The 15,388-nt window shown below is 65.3% G+C and carries 14 protein-coding genes and 1 riboswitch; of the genes, 4 read left to right on the top strand and 10 right to left on the bottom strand.

The window, feature by feature from the left end:
• Positions 1-32 precede the first annotated feature (32 nt).
• The 5 genes from ppnN to ahcY form a co-directional block, all read right to left on the bottom strand.
• Entirely contained in the window at positions 33-1,406 is a 1,374-nt protein-coding gene (ppnN, locus tag DXK50_RS01960; RefSeq protein WP_161865788.1) for a nucleotide 5'-monophosphate nucleosidase PpnN, read from the bottom strand.
• Between the two features lie 98 nt (positions 1,407-1,504).
• Positions 1,505-2,269, bottom strand: coding sequence for a DUF3142 domain-containing protein (locus tag DXK50_RS01955; protein ID WP_212629176.1), 765 nt, complete (start codon positions 2,267-2,269; stop codon positions 1,505-1,507).
• Complete coding sequence (locus DXK50_RS01950; RefSeq protein WP_212629175.1) at positions 2,239-4,401, bottom strand: hypothetical protein; 2,163 nt, start codon at positions 4,399-4,401, stop codon at positions 2,239-2,241. Before DXK50_RS01950 ends, DXK50_RS01955 begins: the two co-directional genes overlap by 31 nt.
• Positions 4,402-4,446: 45 nt before the next feature.
• On the bottom strand, positions 4,447-5,292 hold the full coding sequence (gene metF / locus DXK50_RS01945) for a methylenetetrahydrofolate reductase [NAD(P)H] (protein WP_212629174.1): 846 nt from the start codon (positions 5,290-5,292) through the stop codon (positions 4,447-4,449).
• A gap of 98 nt (positions 5,293-5,390) precedes the next feature.
• Entirely contained in the window at positions 5,391-6,800 is a 1,410-nt protein-coding gene (gene ahcY, locus DXK50_RS01940) for an adenosylhomocysteinase (RefSeq protein ID WP_161865792.1), read from the bottom strand.
• Between the two features lie 23 nt (positions 6,801-6,823).
• Positions 6,824-6,975: riboswitch (S-adenosyl-L-homocysteine riboswitch) on the bottom strand.
• 221 nt (positions 6,976-7,196) lie between these two features.
• Here ahcY and DXK50_RS01935 point away from each other — a divergent pair.
• Both DXK50_RS01935 and DXK50_RS01930 read left to right on the top strand, forming a co-directional pair.
• On the top strand, positions 7,197-7,586 hold the full coding sequence (locus DXK50_RS01935) for an MAPEG family protein (RefSeq protein WP_212629173.1): 390 nt from the start codon (positions 7,197-7,199) through the stop codon (positions 7,584-7,586).
• 111 nt (positions 7,587-7,697) lie between these two features.
• Entirely contained in the window at positions 7,698-8,147 is a 450-nt protein-coding gene (locus DXK50_RS01930; RefSeq protein ID WP_161865794.1) for a c-type cytochrome, read from the top strand.
• Here the strand turns inward: DXK50_RS01930 and DXK50_RS01925 are convergent.
• Together DXK50_RS01925 and ligB are read right to left on the bottom strand one after the other, a co-directional pair.
• Positions 8,141-8,536, bottom strand: coding sequence for a DUF1090 domain-containing protein (locus tag DXK50_RS01925; protein WP_161865795.1), 396 nt, complete (start codon positions 8,534-8,536; stop codon positions 8,141-8,143). The genes DXK50_RS01930 and DXK50_RS01925 overlap by 7 nt on opposite strands.
• 83 nt (positions 8,537-8,619) lie before the next feature.
• Positions 8,620-10,314 (bottom strand): NAD-dependent DNA ligase LigB, encoded by a 1,695-nt coding sequence (gene ligB / locus DXK50_RS01920; RefSeq protein WP_212629172.1) that lies wholly within the window; start codon positions 10,312-10,314, stop codon positions 8,620-8,622.
• Between the two features lie 217 nt (positions 10,315-10,531).
• On the opposite strand from ligB, the gene DXK50_RS01915 reads away from it, so the two are divergent.
• Positions 10,532-10,843 carry a hypothetical protein gene (locus DXK50_RS01915; protein WP_212629171.1) on the top strand — a complete coding sequence of 104 codons (312 nt, stop codon included), beginning with the start codon at positions 10,532-10,534 and terminating at the stop codon, positions 10,841-10,843.
• Positions 10,844-10,906: 63 nt separating this feature from the next.
• Here DXK50_RS01915 and metK read toward each other — a convergent pair whose 3' ends face one another.
• Genes metK through DXK50_RS01900 form a run of 3 tightly spaced genes read right to left on the bottom strand, consistent with a single transcriptional unit; the run spans position 10,907 to position 14,053 of the window.
• Entirely contained in the window at positions 10,907-12,097 is a 1,191-nt protein-coding gene (metK, locus tag DXK50_RS01910; RefSeq protein WP_212629170.1) for a methionine adenosyltransferase, read from the bottom strand.
• Positions 12,098-13,099 carry an ArsR/SmtB family transcription factor gene (locus tag DXK50_RS01905; protein ID WP_161865851.1) on the bottom strand — a complete coding sequence of 334 codons (1,002 nt, stop codon included), beginning with the start codon at positions 13,097-13,099 and terminating at the stop codon, positions 12,098-12,100.
• A gap of 45 nt (positions 13,100-13,144) precedes the next feature.
• On the bottom strand, positions 13,145-14,053 hold the full coding sequence (locus tag DXK50_RS01900; protein ID WP_212629550.1) for a LysR family transcriptional regulator: 909 nt from the start codon (positions 14,051-14,053) through the stop codon (positions 13,145-13,147).
• A 108-nt stretch (positions 14,054-14,161) separates the two neighbouring features.
• On the opposite strand from DXK50_RS01900, the gene DXK50_RS01895 reads away from it, so the two are divergent.
• Positions 14,162-15,316 carry a TDT family transporter gene (locus DXK50_RS01895; protein WP_212629169.1) on the top strand — a complete coding sequence of 385 codons (1,155 nt, stop codon included), beginning with the start codon at positions 14,162-14,164 and terminating at the stop codon, positions 15,314-15,316.
• Positions 15,317-15,388 lie beyond the last annotated feature (72 nt).

Genomic DNA, 15,388 nt, shown 5'->3' with positions numbered 1-15,388 from the left:
TTTTGCCCGCGCCCCGGAAGCCTGCTTATTGCTCAGTCCACTACCCGGTAGCAAGGCTCGTAGGCGCTGCCGCCTGGCAGCTTCATGCGATGCTGCTCGACGAACGCCTGCAGCAGGCGATCCAGCGGACGCATGATGGTGGTTTCGCCACGGATCTCGTACGGGCCATGTTCCTCGATCAGGCGGATGCCGTTCTCCTTGACGTTGCCGGCGACGATGCCGGAGAAGGCGCGGCGCAGGTTGGCAGCCAGGTGGTGCAGCGGCTGCTCGCGGGTCAGGTTGAGGCTGGCCATGGCTTCATGGGTCGGTTCGAACGGGTGCTGGAAGCTCTCGTCGATCTTCAGCAGCCAGTTGAAGTGGAAGGCGTCGTTGCGCTCGCGACGGAACTGGCGCACGGCCTTGATGCCGACCGCCATTTCGCGGGCCACTTCGGCCGGGTCGTTGACGATCATGCGGTAGCGCTGCTGCGCCGCCTCGCCCAGGGTAGCGCCGATGAAGTCATGCAACTGCTGCAGGTAAGGGCCGGCGCTCTTCGGCCCGGTGAGGATGACCGGGAAGGGCAGATCCTGGTTGTCCGGGTGGGTGAGGATGCCCAGCAGGTAGAGGAATTCTTCGGCCGTGCCGGCGCCGCCCGGGAAGATGATGATGCCGTGGCCGACACGAACGAAGGCCTCCAGGCGCTTCTCGATGTCCGGCAGGATCACCAGTTCGTTGACGATCGGGTTCGGCGCTTCGGCGGCGATGATGCCCGGCTCGGTCAGACCCAGGTAGCGGCCGGTGAGGTTGCGTTGCTTGGCGTGGCTGATGGTGGCGCCCTTCATCGGCCCCTTCATCACGCCCGGGCCGCAGCCGGTGCAGATGTCCAGGCCGCGCAGGCCCAGCTCGTGGCCGACCTTCTTGGTGTACTTGTATTCCTCGGTGCTGATCGAGTGGCCGCCCCAGCACACCACCATCCTCGGCTCGACGCCGCTGCGCAGGGTGTGGGCGTTGCGCAGCAGGTGGAAGACGTAATCGGTGATGCCTTCGGAGCTGTCCAGATCGATGCGTTTGTTCTCCAGCTCGCTCTGCGTGTAGACGATGTCGCGCAGGGCGCTGAACAGCATCTCGCGGGTGCTCGCGATCATCTCGCCGTCGACGAAGGCATCGGCCGGTGCGTTGATCAGTTCCAGGCGGATGCCGCGATCCTGCTGGTGAATCTTCACTTCGAAGTCCGGGTAGGCCTCGAGGATGGTCTTGGCGTTGTCGCTGTGCGAGCCGGTGTTGAGGATCGCCAGGGCGCACTGGCGGAACAGGCGGTAGACGCTGCCCGAGCCGGTTTCGCGCAATTGCTGCACTTCGCGCTGGGAGAGGGTTTCCAGGCTGCCCTTGGGGCTGACGGAAGCGTTTATCGTGGAGCGTTTGAGCATGAAGTGTGTTCCTGGTGGCAAGCTCGCGCCGAAAGCCGGCGCGGAGGGAATTCGAAATCGTTGTCGCAGCGGGTTTTGCGGTGTTCGGTTGATGAAGGTCAGCGTCTGGCCGCCGGTGTGTCGGTTGCGGGTTCGCTCGGGTTCAGCAGAAATACCACATAGCCGCGGAACCAGGGACTGCTTTGCAGGTAATCCGGCGCCTGCCATTCGCCGTTTTGTATCAGGCCGATGCGAAACGGCAACTGCAGGCGCGCGATGCTCGGCAGGTAGCGCTGATAACCGGCGATGCTGTGGCGGCCCTGGTAGGTCTGCATCACCACTTCATCGACCACCCCGGCGAGGCGGTTCAGCGCCGCCGGGTCGGCATTGCCGGCCCAGTCCAGCAGGCCGGTGATGCTCAGGCGATACTGCCGCGGCAGGCGCTGGCGCAGCTCTTCGAGGAAGGCGGCGTAACGATCCAGGCGCAGCGTTTGCGCATCGAAGTCGATCTGCACCCCGCTGACCCGGTTGCCGGAACGCTGCCAGCGCTGCAATTGGCTCAGCAGCAGGGCGAATACCTCGTCGTTCCAGTCCAGGGTATGCGCGCGATACACCACCCACAGCTCGACGTCTTTCGACAGCCTGGGCGTGGCGGGGTTCTGTGCCTGCATGCGTGCCGCTGGATCGCCGGCGCGGCGCGGGCCGTCGATCTGCCCCTGCAGCACGTACAGGGTACGGGCTCGGGCCAGCACCGGCTGTGGCGTCACGCCCGCCCACAGCCAGAACGCGTTGTGCTCGGCGGCATCGACGCGCGCGGCCTGTGCCGGCAGGCCCGCTGCCAGCAGAAGCAGGCCTACCAGTAGTACTTGAGTCGCTGTGCCCACGGGGTGTCCGCGTAGCTGCGCTTGAGGGTCTGGAACCACTGCCTGCGTTGGTCCTTGCTGATGTCCTGACCGTCGCAGCTGTTGTAGCCGCTGGGCGCATAGCAGTTGATCGCGCGGAACAGGGCATAGGCCTTGTCCTCGCGGCTGACCTGGGGGGCAGCCAGCAGCATCTGGTAGGCGGCCAGGCGGGAAAAGGACGCGCCCTGGAACTGGCTCGGTGCGCTGCCCAGTTCGCCAGCGGCCGGCGGGCGGTTCAGCCAGTGATCGTCGAGGCCGTGGACGCGGATGAAGTCGCCCAGGCACAGCATGCCCTGGGCGTCCTCGGCATTGGCAGCGAGGCGTTCGGCGATCCTGACCAGGCTCGGGCAGGCATAGCCGGCATCGCTGCCGCCGGTCCAGGCGAACAGGCCTGGATCGAGGCGCTGCGCTGGCTGTGTCGGCTTGTACGGGAACTGCGCGAAATCGCTGAGAAAATCGGCGTAGCGACCGTAATCCAGATCGCGATAGAGCAGGGTGTACAGCGCGGTTGCGCGCTCGCCTGCCTGAGCCTGCTCGTTGCCGGCCTGCCGGCGCAGCAGTTCGGGGCCGGCGCCATAGGTCAGCAGGCGCTCGCGGATCGGCGCGGTGGTGATCGGCGAGTCGGCGGCGAACACCTTTTCCAGCTGGCCACTGCGCTCATGGTTCAAGGCCAGGGCGAGTTCCAGCTGGGCGCGCTGCAGCGGGTCTTGGCTGCGTGCCAGCAGCGCCTGCCAGTGCTGCAGCGCCGCGGTCTGCTCACCCTTGGCTTCCAGCGCCAGGCCGCGCAGGGTTTCCTGGCTGAAGGCGAGGGCGTTCATCGGCCCGGAACCGGCATCCGGCAGAGCAGCGAGAGTCTGCCCGGCATCGCCGTCGCGGTAGAAATGCCAGGCAGCGACCAGGTAGGCATGCAGGCCGGGCTGGCTGGCGAAGCGCGGTTGCTGCGCCTGCAGTTGTTCGAGGCTGAGGCGCGGTTCGCGGTTGCTGCCTGGATCGCGCAGCTGGATCAGGTCGACCATGGCCAGCAGCAGCGGGTCTTCGATGGCATCCGGGGCGAGGCTGGGCAGCAGCTTGCCGTCCAGCTCCTCGATCAGTGCGGGCATGTCGACCTGCTGCGCGCCTCGCTCGAATTGCCGGGCAAAGGCCTCGGCAAAACGCCGGGTGTCGCCGGCGAGCCAGTACACGCGGCGTTGCAGGCCGCGCGCCGAGTCGCTGTAGAGGCCCTGCGGATAGTGCGTCAGATACTGCTCGAAGGCCTTCGCGCTGGCCTCGAGGCTGGTTTTATCCACCTGCTCCGGGCTGAAGAACCCGTACTCGTCGAAGGCGTTCAGTTGCGCCTGGTTCAGGGCGACGCGACCGAGCAGGTACTGAGCGGTTTCGCGCAGCCAGGGCTGGTCACTGCCCGTGAGCTCGGCGAAACGCTCGCGGGCCTGCTTGAAATCGCCGCGATAGAAGGCGTCGGCGCCACGCAGGTAATTGCCGAAGGCCTGGGCAGCGGGGGATTGCAGTTGCGTCGGCGGCGGCAGGATGTCCTGCGCTTGCGGATCGCCCTCGCCGCACAGGCTCAGCAGGCTGCGCCGCGAACGAGCCAGCGCCTGCGCTTCGCTCGCGGCCAGATCCGGCGTGGCGCTGAGGGCATCGACGAAGCCGTGCATGGCCTGCAGGTCGTTGCTGCGGCAGCGATTGCCTTCGCCTTCGGCGAAGCGGTGTATGGCGAAGGCATCCGCTTCGCTGTCGATGCCCAGGCGCTGCAGGGCCTGGGCCAGGTACGCCACGTTCGGGTCGACGTTTTGCTCGTCTGCCTCGTCCACCTCGCTACGGGCGCGGCTCGGGTCGAGCATGCCGAGGCTGAAGGGCACCAGGCCGTAGCCGTATTCGTAACCGTCGAGTGCCAGCGGTTGGCGCGTCAGCTTCAGGTGACCGGCATCGTCGAGCAACAGCTGCAGGTTGACCCGGCTGTCGTTGCCGGGGCTGAGAAAGGCCAGGTTGTTGCACCCCGAGAGCTGGTCCGAGATCAGCTTCCAGCTTGGTGTGCAGGTCATGTCGGAGCTGGCCAGGGCAGTGGCAGCGTGCAGCCCGGCGAGCAGGGCGAGGGGAAGGAGGCGCTTGAGTGTCATTGGCTCATCCTTGAGCGAGGGAGCCGCTGCGCGGCTCCCTGCCCGTCAGCGTTTGAGGTCGAGGTTGTTCCAGATGGCCAGGCTGGGACCAGCCAGGTTCATGCTGTAGAAGTGTAGGCCTGGCGCGCCACCTTGCAGCAGGCGTTCGCACATTTCGGTGATCACCTGCTCACCGAAGGCGCGAATGCTGTCGCTGTCGTCGCCATAGGCTTCCAGCTGCTTGCGCACCCAGCGCGGAATCTCGGCACCACAGGCATCGGAGAAACGTGCCAGCTTGCTGTAGTTGGTGATCGGCATGATGCCCGGCACCACCGGGATGTCCACGCCCAGCTTGCGCACGCGCTCGACGAAGTAGAAGTAGCTGTCGGCGTTGAAGAAGTACTGGGTGATGGCGCTGTCGGCTCCGGCCTTGGCCTTGCGTACGAAGTTGGCGATGTCGCTCTCGAAGTTGCGCGCCTGCGGATGCATCTCCGGGTAGGCGGCCACTTCGATATGGAAGTGATCACCGGTTTCGGTGCGAATGAACTCGACCAGCTCGTTGGCGTAGCGCAGCTCACCGCTGGCCATGCCCATGCCCGACGGCAGGTCGCCGCGCAAGGCAACGATGCGCTTGATGCTGGCATTCTTGTACAGGTTGAGCAGTTCGAGCAGCTCGGCCTTGCTGTCGCCGACGCAGGACAGGTGCGGCGCGGTCGGCACCTTCACCTCGCCATCGAGTTGCAGCACGGTGTTGAGCGTGCGGTCGCGGGTGGAGCCACCGGCGCCATAGGTGCAAGAGAAGAAATCGGGCTTGTAGGCCGCCAGTTGGCGCGCCACGTCCATCAGTTTTTCATGCCCGGCTTCGGTCTTGGTGGGGAAGAACTCGAAGCTGTAGCGTTGTTCTTGGCTCATAGGTTTCTAGCCTTGGAGACGTAGGGTGGATGGCGTTTTTCCATCCACCTTGCGGGAAGTCGGCGGTGGATAAGCCCGAGGCTTATCCACCCTACGCATTAGTAGCGGTAGGTGTCCGGCTTGAACGGGCCGTCGACGGTCACGCCGATATAGTCGGCCTGCTGCTGGGTCAGCTGGGTGACGACCCCGCCGAAGCCCTTGACCATTTCCAGTGCGACTTCCTCGTCGAGCTTCTTCGGCAGCACTTCCACGGTCAGGCGCTGGGCCTTGTGCTCGGGCAGCATGTCGGCGAACTTCTGCTCGAACAGGAAGATCTGCGCCAGCACCTGGTTGGCGAAGGAACCGTCCATGATGCGGCTCGGGTGGCCGGTGGCGTTACCCAGGTTCACCAGGCGGCCTTCGGCGAGCAGGATCAGGTAGTCGTCGTTGGCCGGATCGAAGCTGCCGGCCCCGGTGCGGTGGATCTTGTGCACCTGCGGCTTGACCTCTTCCCATGCCCAGTTCTTGCGCATGAAGGCGGTGTCGATCTCGTTGTCGAAGTGACCGATGTTGCAGACCACGGCGCGCTTCTTCAGGGCCTTGAGCATGCCGGCATCACAGACGTTGGCGTTGCCGGTGGTGGTGACGATCAGGTCGATCTTGCCCAGCAGCGCCTTGTCGATGCAGGCGTCGGTGCCGTCATTGCGACCGTCGATGTACGGCGACACCAGCTCGTAGCCGTCCATGCAGGCCTGCATGGCGCAGATCGGGTCGATCTCGGAAACCTTGACGATCATGCCTTCCTGGCGCAGCGAAGCGGCCGAGCCCTTGCCCACGTCACCGTAGCCGATGACCAGCGCCTGCTTGCCCGACAGCAGGTGGTCGGTGCCGCGCTTGATGGCGTCGTTGAGGCTGTGACGGCAGCCGTACTTGTTGTCGTTCTTGCTCTTGGTGACCGCGTCGTTGACGTTGATCGCCGGGACTTTCAGGGTGCCGGCCTTGAGCATGTCGAGCAGGCGGTGCACACCGGTGGTGGTTTCTTCGGTGATGCCGTGGATGCGCTCGAGCATCTGCGGGTATTTCTTGTGCAGGATCTCGGTCAGGTCGCCGCCATCGTCCAGCACCATGTTGGCGTCCCACGGCTTGCCGTCCTTGAGGATGGTCTGCTCGATGCACCACTCGTACTCTTCTTCGGTCTCGCCCTTCCAGGCAAATACCGGGATGCCGGCGGCAGCGATGGCGGCAGCGGCCTGATCCTGAGTGGAGAAGATGTTACAGCTCGACCAGCGCACTTCGGCGCCCAGGGCGGTCAGCGTCTCGATCAGTACGCCGGTCTGGATGGTCATGTGGATGCAGCCGAGAATCTTCGCGCCTTTCAGCGGCTGGCTGGCGGCGTACTTGCGGCGCAGGCCCATCAGCGCCGGCATCTCGGACTCGGCGATGGTCAGTTCCTTGCGGCCCCACTCGGCCAGGGAAATGTCGGCTACCTTGTAGTCGGTGAAACCGGCAGGCGTCATTACAGCGCTCATAGATGAGTTCTCCATTCGTTGTCTGCGAATGGGCGCCGTTGATGCGTTTGGTTAACGCCCCGGGCGAGCCTGACAGCCTGGAAGGCTGATTCGAATCTGCCGCGAAGCATTGCTGGAATGCGGGCTTGGGGATTCGAAACAGATCTTTCAGGCTGCTGCAGCGCCCCTCGACCGGGTGGCGGGAGCGGCCGGAGCGGTGCCGGTCGCATGAAACTGGCTGATTATAGCGAGCCGGGCGGCTGTGCCCAAGGTTTTCCGTCGCCTGCATGTGGCGGGGTTGGCAGCTGCGCCCGGAGCATTGGCCGGATCGCCGTTCCTTATCCTCGTGCGGGTCATGGACCTTGCGCTGCCGAGCGCACAAGCTGCGCACTTTCCAAAATACATTGCGGAGCCTTCATGACCCTTGCCTACTGGTGCGTACTGATCGCCATCCTTCTGCCGTACCTGAGTACGGCGACTGCCAAATTTCTCGGCCCCGGCTACGGGCCGCGCGCCAATCAGGATCCGCGCGCATTCCTGAGTACCCTTGAGGGTTGGCGCAAACGGGCCAATAACGCCCAGCTCAACGGCTTCGAAGTGACGCCTGCGTTCGCCGCCGCAGTGATCATCGCTCACCAGGCCGGTGGCGCCGAGCAGGCCCTGCTCGACCAGTTGGCCGTGGCGTTCCTCGGCAGCCGCCTGCTGTACTTCGTCTGCTACCTGGCCGACTGGGGGCCGGCACGCTCACTGGTCTGGTTCGTAGGTATGGGGCTGATCGTGGGGCTGTTCGTGGTATCCGCTAGCTGAACGCCAGCTGACAGCTATGCAGGCGAAGCCGCTGTTGTGACAAGCGGTCGCTTGGCCCGACCGGTGCGAGCCGCGATACTGGCGGCCCCTTGTACCCCGGAACTCGTGTCGATGGCCCCCAAGAAAATCCTCCTGCTCACCTGTCTCTGCCTGAGCCTGGCCGCCTGCGGCGGGGTCGACCCCAACTCGCCGTTGGGCAAGCGTCAGGCCTTGTTCAAGGAGATGCTCAAGGTCAGCGAGGATCTGGGCGGCATGCTGCGCAATCGCATTCCCTACGACGAGGCCGCCTTCATCAGTGGCGCCGCCGAGCTCGATAGACTGTCGCGCGAGCCCTGGCAGCATTTCCCCTCGGTGGCCGACGACGAGCGCAGCAAGGCCAGCCCGGAAGTCTGGCAGCGCCAGGAGCAGTTTCAGAAAATGGCGCGCGATCTGGAGCAGGCCACCGCTGCACTGGTGCAGGCGACGACCACGCCGCCGCTACGCCGCTCCGAGCTGGAGCCTGCGGTGCAGGCTGTGGAGGATAGCTGCGAAGCCTGCCACAAGGCGTTCCGCGCTTACTGATCGACGCTTGCTTCGGCTTCGGCCTGCTGCAGTTCGGCGCGCGCTTCGGCCAGCTTGGCCTGACGCTTGGCGATCTTTTCCTGGTCGCCGGTGCCCATGGCTTCGCGCAGATCCTTTTCGCGCTCCTGCACTTCCTCGCGCGCTTCCTTGACGCTGGCCAGGCGCTCCTCATGCAGCGAAGCGTCGTCGCAATGGGCGTCGACGTTACCCAGTGCGCGCCGGAGCCCATCCAGTTCCCTGCTGTTGCCGCTCTGCTGCGCGGCTTCGATCTTCTCCTGAAGCACCTGACGTTTGACGGCGCAGCCGTCTTCACCGTCGGCGGCCAGCAGGGGGGTGACATTCAGGTTGGCGGCCAGCAGCAGGCCGAACAAAGCGGTTTGGCGAATCATGGTCTGTCCTCTTTAGGTCTCTTTCGAAGTGACCCTGGCGGTTGCGCGAGGTTCGACCGGATTGCGTCATTGGCTGATCTGGATCAACCGCGCGGTGCCTGTCGCGCTGTTTCGAAGCCGGCAACACCGGCCCGCTGCAGCCGCTCGCCCAGGCGCTGGACTTCCGGGTGAGCGAAAAAAGCCTGCAGCCGCTCGGCGCTTTTGGGGCCCAGCCCAGGTTGCTGCAGCCACTCCGTGTGGCTGCGAGATAGCAGGGCGGGCCAGTCATCTGCGTCGCGCAGCTGCAGGCCAGGTGGTGCTCCGAGTGCCTGCAACCATTGTTGCAGTGGCCGTTGCCGGGCCTGGTCGAAAGCCTGCTGCAGCTGTGCGGCGCGTCCTGGACCGATGCCGGGCAGTTGCTGCAGACGTGCGCTGTCGAACTCCAGCCAATCGAGCAGGCCATCCAGTTGCTCGCGGGCCAGCAGCGTATTCCAGGTGCCTGCTCCGATGCCGGGCAGATTCAGGCCCTGCTTGCCGGCGAGCCAGGTAAGACGTGCCAGAAACTGCTGCCGGCATTCGACACTCGGTCGCCAGCAGCTCAAGGCGTGGTATTGATCGGGGTCGGGCGCGCGCACCGCTGCACGCTCCGGGCTGCGCCAGATCACCTGATCGAGACGCGGGATGGTCAGGCCGGCCAGACGTATCGACACCTGATCGCCCGGGCGTATATCCAGTTTTTCCCAGGCTTGCAGCGAGCCGAGGGATACGCGGCTGATACGGCGTTCGTCGAGATCGACCGGCTGCAGGCGCAGGATCGGCGTGATGCGCCCGGTGCGGCCAATGCTGAAATCCACCGTCTGTACCACTGCCAGCGCCTGGCTGGCCGGGTATTTCCAGGCGATCGCCCAATGTGGCGCTTCGGCCTGCCAGCGCTCGCCGGACGGGCGTGCGCCCTGGCGCAGCACTACCCCATCGCTGGCGAACGGCTGCGGCTGATCGAACCAGTGCTGGCGCCACTGCCTGGCTTGCTCGGCGCTGCGTATCGGCTTGCTGTAGTGCCGGCTGTCGCCGAAGCCCAGAGCCTGCAACCTGCTCAGGCGTTCGTCCATGCTCGCCGGCCCGTCCGGCCAGTCCCAGACGAACAGGCCGATGGCCCTGCTCTGCTGTTCGTCAAGCGACTGTCGTGCCATCAGTCCGGCCACCTTGCCGCGAGCCCCCTGGCTGCCATCGCGGCTTTGGACATGGTCATTCAGGCGCCAGTAAAGCTCGCCCTGCAGCACGGCGTCGAGCGGCTCGGGCAGTTGCGTCGGTACGCCTGGCAGCTGTCTGGCGCGGGCCGTCCAATCCTGCCCGAGGCGCCCGTCACCGCGGCTGATGGCCTGCTGCAGCAGGCCGTTGCGGTAGACCAGCGTGACTGCGACGCCGTCGACCTTGGGCTGAATCCACAGGTCGTCGCGGCTGGCGATCCATTCGTTCACTGCGGCCCCGTGCAGTTTGCGCAGGCCGGTTTGAGCCACCGGATGAGCGAGCTTGCTGGTACTGCCAGTCAGCGGGTCAGGCAGGTTGTTCAGGGCGTTTGGAAAGCACCGATGCCACGACTGCAGACGCTCGCGAGCCTGATCGTAGATTTCGTCGGCGACCAGTGAACGGCCCTGGTTGTGGTAGGCGTCGTCCCATTGCGCGACTTGCCGGGAGAGTGCGCCCAGTTCCATCGCCGCGCGCGTATCGGCCCAGTCAGGGCAGGGCTCGGCCAGCGCGGTCAGCGGGAGCAGGAGGAGCAGGATCGGAGCGAGTTTCATTGCGGAGCTTCCTTGCCCAGAGTACCCGCTCAGCCTAGCAGGCCTGCATCGAGTGTTCGAACCGTCGCATGAACGGCTTCACGCGGCGACTCGGTTTCGCTTGTGGCTGTCTGGGGCGGGTGATAGATTGCCGCGCCTTTTCCAACCCCCAAACAAATGGATTTGCCCGGCGGGGGCGCATGGACAGCCGGGCCTCAACCCTGAGAGGTCTTCACTAATGCGTATTGCTTCCGTTGCCTGTTTCGCCGCTCTGGCCTTCGCTTGCCTGTCTTCCCACGCTACCGAGGTCGCCTCGCTCCAGGCCAAATGCCAGGAGCAGATGGCTGCCAATCAGGACGGTCTGGCTCAGCTCAAGCAGTTGGCAGCGCTGGCTGGCAACGACAAGGCCACTGAAAACCTGGCAGCGCTCGATGGCGGTTGCGAGCGCCTGGCCGCCGAGGCCGATGCCTCCAGTCAGGCTGCTACCCCCGACCAGCTCAGTGCTACCAAGGAGACGCTCAAGGGCCTGAGTTCGATGTTCGGCAAATAAGCCTTCCAGGCAGACAAAAGCCCCGCCAGATCGCTCTGGCGGGGCTTTTTCGTTTTCAGGGACTTACAGGCCGGCAGCGGCGCGCAGGTCGGCAGCCTTGTCGGTGCGCTCCCAGGTGAAGGTGCTGAAGCTGTCGTTGCCGACGGTCTTGGACTGGGGCGTACGGCCGAAGTGGCCGTAGGCAGCGGTGTCCTGATACATCGGGTGCAGCAGGTCGAGCATCTTGGTGATGGCGTAGGGGCGCAGGTCGAACACTTCACGCACCAGCTGAATGATCTTGTCTTCGGCGATCTTGTGGGTGCCGAAGGTGTTGATCGAGATGGAGGTCGGCTGGGCCACGCCGATGGCGTAGGACACCTGGATCTCGCAGCGTTCGGCCAGGCCGGCAGCGACGATGTTCTTGGCCACGTAGCGGCCGGCGTAGGCGGCGCTGCGGTCGACCTTGGACGGGTCCTTGCCGGAGAAGGCGCCGCCGCCGTGACGGGCCATGCCGCCGTAGCTGTCGACGATGATCTTGCGCCCGGTCAGGCCGCAGTCGCCCACCGGGCCGCCGATGATGAACTGGCCGGTCGGGTTGATGTGGAACTGGGTGTCCTTGTGCAGCAGCTCGGCCGGCAGCACGTGCTTGACGATCAGCTCCATCACGCCGTCGCGCAGGTCGTCGTATTTCACTTCGGGGTTGTGCTGGGTGGACAGCACGACCGCGTCGATGGCCGCTACCTTGCCATTCTCGTAGCGGCAGGTGACCTGGCTCTTGGCATCCGGGCGCAGCCACGGCAGCAGGCCGGACTTGCGCGCCTCGGCCTGACGCTCGACCAGGCGGTGCGAGAAGCAGATCGGCGCCGGCATCAGTACGTCGGTTTCGTTGCTGGCGTAACCGAACATCAGGCCCTGGTCGCCAGCGCCCTGGTCTTCCGGCTTGGCGCGGTCGACGCCTTGGTTGATGTCCGGGGACTGCTTGCCAATGATGTTGAGCACGCCGCAGGTGGCGCCGTCGAAGCCGACGTCGCTGCTGGTGTAGCCGATATCGCAGATCACGTCGCGGACGATCTGCTCCAGGTCGACCCAGGCGCTGGTGGTCACCTCGCCGGCAACGATGGCCACGCCGGTCTTGACCAGGGTTTCCACGGCCACGCGGGCGTGCTTGTCCTGGGCGATGATGGCGTCGAGCACCGCATCGGAGATCTGGTCGGCGATCTTGTCCGGATGCCCCTCGGACACGGACTCGGAAGTAAACAGGGAATATTCGCTCATCTATCGGTTCCTTTCTTGCCGGAGGCTGAAGGCGCTGTGCGCATCGGGTTTGGCAAAGTGCCGTAATTGAATCTGAAAGCCGTTTTTCAGGCCTATGTACAGGCTTTCGCCGGGCGTCAGGCCAGCGGCCGTCGCCCAGCGTGCCAGGTCTTCCTGTTCGAAGCCCAGCCACAGGTCGCCGCAGGCTTCGCGCGCCCAGCTCTGGTCATGGCTGCACAATTCGCTGAGCAACAGACTGCCGCCAGGGGCGACCAGCCCGGCCAGCTTGCGAAAGGCCTCGGCCGGCGTGGCGAAGTGGTGCAGCACCATGTTCAGCACCACGCAGTCTGCGGGCTGCTGTTCGTCCTGCAGGGCATCGGCCAGCTTCAGCTCGACGTTATGCAGGCCCTCGGCAGCGCAACGCTGGCTGGCCAGTTCGAGCATAGCCGGGCTGTTGTCCAGTGCCGTGACCTGGGCGAAACGCCGCGCCAGTTCGGGCAGGAAGGCGCCGTCGCCCGGGCCGATTTCCAGCGCCGTGGCGCCTGGCGCGAAATGCAGCGCATCGAGCAGGGCCAGCAGGCTGTCGCGGTACTGCGGCAGGCCGGCGATCAGGTCCTGCTGGGCCTGGAAACTGGTGGCCATGCGTGCGAAGAAGTCGCGGCTGACGGTGGCGCGCTGCTGATGCACGGTGGCGATGCGCGCCTGCACGTCGCCGGGCAGCGGCAGTTCGTCGATGTCGTCCAGCAGGGCAGCATGCAGGCGGCCATTGGGCAGGGCACGACGGTAGAAAATGGCATTGCCCTCGCGGCGCGTCGCCACCAGCCCGGCCTGGGCCAGCACCTTGAGGTGGTGGCTCATGCCCGACTGGCCAATGGCGAAGATCTGCGCCAGCTCCAGCACACCGAACGAGTCGTTGCTCAGCGCACGCAGCACGTTCAGGCGCAGCGCATCGCCACCGGCCTTGCACAGGGCGGCGAGCTCGTCGCAGGGGTCGAATTGCAGCTGGGGTGCGCGCAGGGTCATGGTGGCGCAGTCTAGTCGGTCATTTTTCATACAGCAATACCAATATCAAAAAGTTTTGATATTGGCTTCGGCTTGCCCGGGCGTCTGGCTCAGTTCCAGGAAGGCAGCGGGCGCCGGGCTCAGGCTGGCGCCGAGGCGCCACAACACATGCAGGTCGCGCTCGATGTGCAGGTCCTGCACTGGCAGATGGCGTAATTCGCCGGTGGCCAGTTCGCGCTCTACCACGCGTTGCGACAACCAGGCGATGCCCAGATGGTCGGCCAGCAGGCGCTTGAGCGCCTCGGTGCTGCCGATGGCCATGCCGGCACGGGGCTCCAGGCCGTGTGCCAGGTAGGCCTGCTCGATGCTGACGCGTGCGCCGGAGCCAGGCTCGCGCATGTACAGCGGATAGGCCTGGAGGCTTTCGGCTTTCAGTTCGCTGCTGCCGGCCAGCGGATGACGGGGCGATACCACTGGCAGCAGGGCGTCACGTGCCAGCAGGCGGTGCGCGTAGTCATCGCGTGCGAACGGCCCTTCGACGAAGCCCAGGCTGATGCGGCCCTCGTCCAGTTGCCTGGTCACGACATCGGTGTTGCTCACTTCCAGGCTGACGAATATCTGCGGATGCATGGCGCGAAAGCGGGTGAGCAGGGGTGGCAGCAGATAGGAGCCGAGCGTGGCGCTGGCGCCCAGGTGCAGTTCGCCCTGCTCGAGTTGGGCAAAATCGCGCAGGTCGCGTTCGGCCGCGCGCTCCAGACTGAAGATGCGCTGGGCATAGTCGAGCAGGCGCAGGCCGCCTTCGGTCAGCTGCACGCCGCGAGGCTGCCGGTCGAACAGGCGCAGGTCGAGGCTCGCTTCCAGGTCACGAATCTCGCGCGTCACCGCAGGCTGGCTGATATGCAGGCGCTCGGCGCCGGCGCTGATGCTGCCGGCTTCGGCGACCGCGAGAAAGACCTTGAGGTGGTGCAGGTTCATGGCTATGGCATAGATGAAAGGTATGTATAGGATGCTGAACATGTATTTTAAATATGGCAAGCCTGTTCTTAACCTTGCGCCGTCACTTGTCACGGGACCACCCGATTCATGCTGCGCCCTTTCACTCGTCTACCCGAGCCTCAGGCTGTCCTTCGTCACTTCACTCCCCACTGGTTCGCCATGATCATGGGTACCGGCGTGCTGGCGTTGGTAATCGCCCACCTGCCCTGGCGCATGCCGGAGCTGATGCTGCTCGCCGAAGGGCTGTGGTTCGTGGCTGCCGGGCTGTTCGCCCTGTTCAGCATCTTGTTCGTGCTGCGCCTGATGCTGTTTCGCGAAACCGTCTGGCCGATGCTGCTGCATCCGGTGCAGTCGATGTTTCTCGGGGCCATCCCCATGGGCTTGGCGGTGCTGATCAAGGGCCTGCTGCTGTTCGGCGTGCCGCGCTGGGGTAAGGGCGTCTATGCGCTGGCCCACCTTTTGTGGTGGCTGGATGCGGCATTGGCGCTGCTGGGGGCGCTGGTGGTGCCCTATTTGATGTTCACCCGACAGCATCACGCGCTGGAGAAACTTACCGCGGTCTGGCTGCTACCGATCGTCGCACCCGAGGTGTCTGCCAGTGCGGCGGGTACGCTGGCGCCACACCTGGCTGCCGAGGCTGCGCAGCAACTGCTGGTGGCCGGTTTCGTGCTGTGGGGGCTATCGCTGTCGCTGGCCTTCTCGCTGATCACTCTGGTGCTGCTGCGCCTGGCGCTGCACAAGCTGCCGGATACCGATTTCGCTGCCACCAGCTGGCTGCCGCTGGGGCCGCTGGCTACCGGCTGCCTCGGGCTGCTCAGCATGGGCCAGGCCGCGCCCGCGGCCTTCGCCGGCACGCCGCTGGTCAGCGCCGCCGAGTTGGCGCGGGATCTCGGCCTGATCGGCGGTTTGGCGCTGTGGGGCGCGGGTTTGTGGTGGCTGGTGATCGCCACGCTGTTCACCCGCCATTACATCCGCGACAACATGCCGTTCAACCTCGGTTGGTGGGGCTTCACCTTTCCGTTGGGGGTGTTTGCCCTGGCCACCTTCGAGTTGCAGGCGGTGACCGGGCTGAGCTTCTTCGCCTTCGTCGGCCTGGTGCTGGCGGTGCAATTGGCGGCGGTGTGGTCGCTGGTGTTCAGTCGCACCCTCGCCGGTATCTGGCATGGCGAGCTGTTTCAGGCACCTTGCCTGGGTGGGCCAGGCAGTCCGGCAGTGAGCGTTCTGAGCGAACAGGCGGGTTGATTTGGTCTCTACGACCATCTGTCATTGCCCCGCGGGGGCCGGCTGGGCGAAAATGGGCGCCTTTTTCGCCCC

The sequence above is a fragment of the Pseudomonas sp. KB-10 genome (assembly GCF_018221585.1).
Taxonomy (GTDB): Bacteria; Pseudomonadota; Gammaproteobacteria; order Pseudomonadales; family Pseudomonadaceae; genus Aquipseudomonas; species Aquipseudomonas yangonensis.
The sequence above is the reverse complement of the archived record's forward strand: the minus strand, read 5'-3'. Positions and strand labels throughout refer to the sequence as shown.